Below are 5033 nucleotides of genomic sequence, written 5' to 3'. Positions count from 1 at the left end.
CGAACGTGATGAATCCGGGACATGGCGATGCTCGTTCACAGTCCGCTCCTGACTTAGGTTGCCCTAAACACTGAACGGGAGAGGACGGACATGCACGGAACCAGGAGGATCGTCGGCGGCGCGCTGCTCGCGATCTTGGCAGTGCTCGCGCTCACCGCCTGTGGCGGCGCCTCGGAGCAGGGCGGCGACCAGCCTCCCGCCGGTCAGTCCTCCGGGACGTTCCCGGTCACCATCACCCACGCGCTGGGCGAGGCCACGATCTCGGCGGCACCCACCCGGATCGTGGCGCTCAGCTACGAGCAGGACCTGCTGAGCCAGATCGGGATCACCACCGTCGGGCACAACGAGAATGCCGTCACCCCCGGCAGGCCGTACCCCTGGGAGGAGGGCAAGGTCGACTTCGCGGGCAGCGAGGTGGTGGTCGAGCCGTCCCAGGAGGTCAACCTTGAGAAGATCGCTGCGCTGCAGCCGGACCTCATCCTGGCGACGAACCTGAGCACGATCGACAAGTTCTACCCGCAGCTCAGCCAGATCGCGCCGACCGTCGTGTACCAGAAGGGGTGGAACAAGGACACCTGGCAGGACAACGCGGCGCTGATCGGGAAGGCCGTCGGCAAGGAGGCCGACGTCGCCCGTGTGGTCCAGGGCGTCGAGAAGAAGATCTCCGACACGTCCGCGGCCATCCCCGGCCTGCAGGGGAAGACCTACGCCACCGCCTACTACTACGAGCGTGGCACGTTCGTCGTCCCCACCGACTCCACGACCACCATGCCCCAGGTCTACGCCGCGCTCGGGCTGCGGATCGACCCGGAGATCGCCGCGAACGTGATGAACCGGTCGCTGTCGGCCGAACAGATCGGCCTGCTCGACGTCGACTACCTGTCGCTGTCGTTCGCCAACGCCGACCTGCGCTCCCAGCTCTTCGCCGACCCGCTGTTCGCCAACCTCGACGTCGTGAAGCAGCAGCGCTACTTCGAGTCCGACGAGGCCGGTGGTGTCGCCGAGAACTACCCGACGGTCCTCAACATCCCCTGGACCATCGACCGTCAGCTCGACGTCCTCAAGAAGGTCGGCGCCGCGACGGGCTGACCGGAACCGGCCCGCAGCCGCCCGGCGTCCGAGCCGCGCTGCTGCGGGCCGGCGTGCTCGCGGCCGGTACGGAGGTCACCACGGCGGGGAGCACCGGAAATCCGTGAATCAGGGAGGTGGGCTCGAACGCCGCCCATACCCAGGCGGTGGGGGCGGTGGATCCAGCCGGCCGAGCAGCTCGGTGAGCCTGCGCATGGTGTCGACGGTCTCGCGGCGCTCGGTCGGGCTCAGGCGGTCGAAGGTCTGGCGTTGACGCGCGCTCAGTCGATGCTGCTGCTCCCGGACGATCGAGCGGCCCCGGTCGGTGAGCGTGACCTCGACCCGCCGTTGGTCGTGGGGGCTGCGTCGACGGTCGACGATGCCGTTGCGTTCCAACGTCGTGAGCATCCCGGTGACGGTGGGGGAGGACACGGCGGCGCGGGCGGCGAGCTCGCCGACCGACAGTGCGCCACTGGAGTCGAGCTCTTCGACGAGGTGCAGCTGGGCCAGGGTCAGCGACGGGTCGCAGCTCCGGGCCAGGGCAGCGCGGACCTGCCGCATGCGGGCGAACAGCTCGCCGGAGGCCGTGCGGAACTCGCCGAACCCGGCGGGCTCGGGAGCACTGCCGCTCACGCGAGCGGCGAGAACGCAGCGGGCCAGGCCATGATCGAGTCGGCCTCGATGATGTGCTCCGGACCTCCCGGCGGGGGCCAGCGGTGGGTCGCGACGAGGTCGCGGCGGACCTCGACCCGCTGGTCGAGGCTGTCGAACGGCCAGATGTGCACGATGCGGGCGGGCCCGTCGAGTGCGTACATCACCACCGTGATCGGGTCCACGAGGTGGCGGCCGGGGAGCCGCTGGCGCCAGCCGTCGATGGTGGCGGGCAGGCCACCGGGTACGAGGTGGTAGTCGCGGATCTCGTAGATGCGACCGAACCGGCCGGGTCGGACGCGGGGCACGAACGGGAACGGGGCGAAGCCGGCCATCGAGAGGTCGGTGAGGTGGTCGCCGGCGCCGAAGGGGTGGCGGGACGCGGCGGCGCGTGCGCGCTCGGCGGCCAGCTCGGCATCGTCGTCGAAGGACCGGAGGACATAGGCCCGGCCGACCGGTCCGTGTTCGGCGTACCAGCAGCCGAGGAACTCGCCGTGGGCGTCGGATGCGGTGACCCACGGCTCGACCCCGGCGAGCGCGGCGTCGGCGTCGGTCAGCCTGAAGCGCAGCGTCGTGTACTCGTAGCGGACTGCGCGGGACGCAGGATCGAGGTCCTCGCCCGTGATCGGAACCGGCTCGGTCATGGGGTGGCCCTTCCGGTTGCCGAGACAGAACAGTAGGAACCTACATGTTAGGAGCCTATGTTGTCGCCGTCGACGAGGCCGGGCGGTGTCGACCCGCTGGGTCAGGGGAGCCGGAGAAGCCGGCCCACGGCGGTCCCGACGACGGCCGCCGGTACGGCGAAGACGAGTACCAGCAGCGTCCACTTCTCCCAGGAGTCTGTCTGCAGGTACTGCCAGAAGTCGCGGTGGCGCGAGGAGACCCCGATCATCCAGTGCGCTTTCAGGAGGTAGTAGGTGCTGACGGCCACGATGCCGCAGACGAGCACCGACATCAGGTTGGTGCTGAACCTGCGGGACACCATCGCCGAGAGCCCGAGGACCGCGGCCCATGACCACCAGGTGTCGGTCACCGCGACGATCGAGCCGAACTCGGCGAGCCGGGCGCTGGCCGACAGTGCACCCCAACCACATCCGAGCACGGCCGTCAGCACGGGTAGCACCATCATCGACGCGCCCCTGGAGTGCGCGGGACGATGGGTCGGGACGGTCGGTGCGTGTGCGGTCGTCGGAGTCACGTCCACCACCCTCGGCTCCGCGGCGTTGCGAGACCGTAAGCGACGCCGGACGGTGCTGGTTCCTAGTCTGGACGGTCCAGCGAGCCGGGGGAGGGATCGTGCGGGTACTCGTCGTCGAGGACGACCAGGACATCCGGGAGGCCATGCGGTCGGGCTGAGTTCCGACTCCGCCGTCGTCGACGTCGCCGCGGACGGCTACGAGGCGCTCGACCTGCTGGGGCTCAACGACTACGATGTCGCGGTCCTCGACCGTGACGTGCCCGGCCCGGACGGGGACGAGATCGCCCGCCGGATCGGGCACCGCGGCCCCGGCCCGCGAATCATCATGGTGACCGCCGCAGGAGGCCTGGCGGAGAAGGAGGACGGCGCCGGCGCCGACGACTACCTCACCGAGCCGTTCGTCCTGAGAGAGCTGCAGCTGCGCGTGCGCGCCCTGGCCCGACGGTCGACGCGTGCCCTGCCCGTGGTGCACGAGTACGGCGGCCTGCGGGTGGACACCCACCGGCACGAGGTCCACCGCGACGGCGGACTCGTGCCGCTCACACCCAAGCAGTTCGCCGTGCTCGAGGTACTGGCGGGCGAGGCCGGCGGTGTGGTCAGCGCCGAAGACCTGTTGGCCCGTGCGGCCGGCCGGGTCGGCGATGACCTGGACGTTGACGAGCTCGGGCGGCTCGCCGACACCTTCGACGACATGCTCGCCCAGCTGCAGCGCCACGACGACCAGCAGCGCCGTTTCGCCGCGAACGCCTCGCACGAGCTGCGGACCCGCTGTCGGCGACCAGGGTGCTGCACGACAGCGGGGCACGAGGGGGCGTCCTCGATCTTCGCGCGCAGCCGCTGCACGCAGGAGTCGACGAGCCGGGAGTCGCCGAGGTAGCTGTGGTCCCAGACCGCCGACAGCAGCTGCTGGCGGCTCAGCACCCGGCCCGGCGCGTCCGCGAGCTCGAGCAGCAGCTTCAGCTCCGTCGGGGTGAGCGTCACGACGCGATCATGAGAGGTGACGACCAGGGCCTGCCGGTCGATCGTGAGCGAACCCTGTCGCACGATCTCCGGTGGGCCGTCGCTCATCACGGCTGGTCTCTCGGCCGTCCGTCGCAGAACGGCCCGGATGCGGGCGTCCAGCACACGACCGGCGACCGGCTTGACGACGTAGTCGTCGGCACCGGCCTCCAGACCGGCCACGACGTCGATGTCGTCGTCACGAGCGGTCAGCATCACGATCGGGATCGACCCCGCGGCACGCAACCGCCGGCACACCTCGAACCCGTCGATGTCGGGCAGCATCAGGTCGAGCACCACGACGTCGTGGTCACCCCCGGCGACCCGGGCCAGGCCCTCGGAGCCGGTCACGGCGCAGTCGACGACGTGTCCCACGTGGGTCAAGGCGATCCGCAGACCCTCGGCGACCGATGTGTCGTCCTCGATGAGCAGGGCCCGCGCCATGTCGACATCATGACGCACGAGCGGGCACGCCACTGCCGGGCCGCCACTGCGGCCCGAGGTCGGGTGGTCGCTGACGCTGTTCATGGACGGTGTGCGGTCGCCGGGGCGTCGCTCAGAAGGTGGCCGCGACCTCCATGACGTAGGAGCCGTAGCCGGAGGCGCCGTAGCGTTCCCCCAGCTTGTGGCAGGCGTCGGCGTCGATGAAGCCCATGCGCAGCGCCACCTCCTCGACGCACGCGATGCGCACCCCCTGCCGGTTCTCCAGCACGCGCACGTAGTCCGCGGCCTCGAGCAGGGACTCGTGGGTGCCGGTGTCGAGCCACGCGAAGCCGCGGCCCAGATCGACCAGCCGCGCCGACCCCTGCTGCATGTAGACCCGGTTCACGTCGGTGATCTCCAGCTCGCCGCGGGCCGACGGGCGCACCGACCGCGGGATGTCGACGACCTGCTGGTCGTAGAGGTACAGCCCGGTGATGGCTCGGTCCGAGCGCGGGGCTGCGGGCTTCTCATCGATGGAGATCAGCCTGCCCTGCGGGTCGGCTTCGCCCACTCCGTAGCGCTGTGGGTCGCGCACGGGGTACCCGAACAGCACGCAGCCGTCGCCGGAGTTCAGGCCCTCGATTCTGCGGTGGAGCATCCCGGAGAAGCCGGGTCCGTGGAAGATGTAGCACGT

5 protein-coding genes and 2 pseudogenes are annotated in these 5033 nt (G+C 70.3%); 2 read left to right on the top strand and 5 right to left on the bottom strand.

Going from position 1 to position 5033, the window contains the following annotated elements:
* Nucleotides 1-90: 90 nt before the first annotated feature.
* On the top strand, nucleotides 91-1089 hold the full coding sequence (locus tag XF36_RS13610; RefSeq protein ID WP_060712273.1) for an ABC transporter substrate-binding protein: 999 nt from the start codon (nucleotides 91-93) through the stop codon (nucleotides 1087-1089).
* A gap of 108 nt (nucleotides 1090-1197) precedes the next feature.
* Here the strand turns inward: XF36_RS13610 and XF36_RS13605 are convergent, their stop codons facing one another.
* The 3 genes from XF36_RS13605 to XF36_RS13595 form a co-directional block, all read right to left on the bottom strand.
* Nucleotides 1198-1701 (bottom strand): MarR family winged helix-turn-helix transcriptional regulator, encoded by a 504-nt coding sequence (locus XF36_RS13605; RefSeq protein WP_060712272.1) that lies wholly within the window; start codon nucleotides 1699-1701, stop codon nucleotides 1198-1200.
* A complete protein-coding gene (locus XF36_RS13600; protein ID WP_060712271.1) occupies nucleotides 1698-2363 on the bottom strand; it encodes an NIPSNAP family protein in 666 nt (221 codons plus the stop codon). The genes XF36_RS13605 and XF36_RS13600 overlap by 4 nt, the downstream gene beginning before the upstream one ends.
* Nucleotides 2364-2464: 101 nt before the next feature.
* Nucleotides 2465-2833: a hypothetical protein gene (locus XF36_RS13595; protein WP_145981358.1), complete on the bottom strand. Its 369-nt coding sequence runs from the start codon at nucleotides 2831-2833 to the stop codon at nucleotides 2465-2467.
* Between XF36_RS13595 and XF36_RS34095 the strand changes: the two genes are divergently transcribed.
* Nucleotides 2742-3794 carry a response regulator transcription factor gene (locus tag XF36_RS34095; protein ID WP_238589327.1) on the top strand — a complete coding sequence of 351 codons (1053 nt, stop codon included), beginning with the start codon at nucleotides 2742-2744 and terminating at the stop codon, nucleotides 3792-3794. The two genes, XF36_RS13595 and XF36_RS34095, sit on opposite strands and share 92 nt — an antisense overlap.
* Here the strand turns inward: XF36_RS34095 and XF36_RS30415 are convergent.
* A pseudogene (locus XF36_RS30415) lies at nucleotides 3704-4360 on the bottom strand (response regulator transcription factor); the annotation flags it as partial. The gene XF36_RS34095 and the pseudogene XF36_RS30415 sit on opposite strands and share 91 nt — an antisense overlap.
* A gap of 112 nt (nucleotides 4361-4472) precedes the next feature.
* Nucleotides 4473-5024 (bottom strand): annotated as a pseudogene (locus XF36_RS13580) (sugar nucleotidyltransferase); the annotation flags it as partial.
* Nucleotides 5025-5033 lie beyond the last annotated feature (9 nt).

It is taken from the genome of Pseudonocardia sp. HH130629-09 (assembly GCF_001294645.1).
Lineage (GTDB): Bacteria > Actinomycetota > Actinomycetes > Mycobacteriales > Pseudonocardiaceae > Pseudonocardia.
Note: the sequence above shows the minus strand (reverse complement) of the source record. Positions and strands in the feature narration are given on the sequence as shown.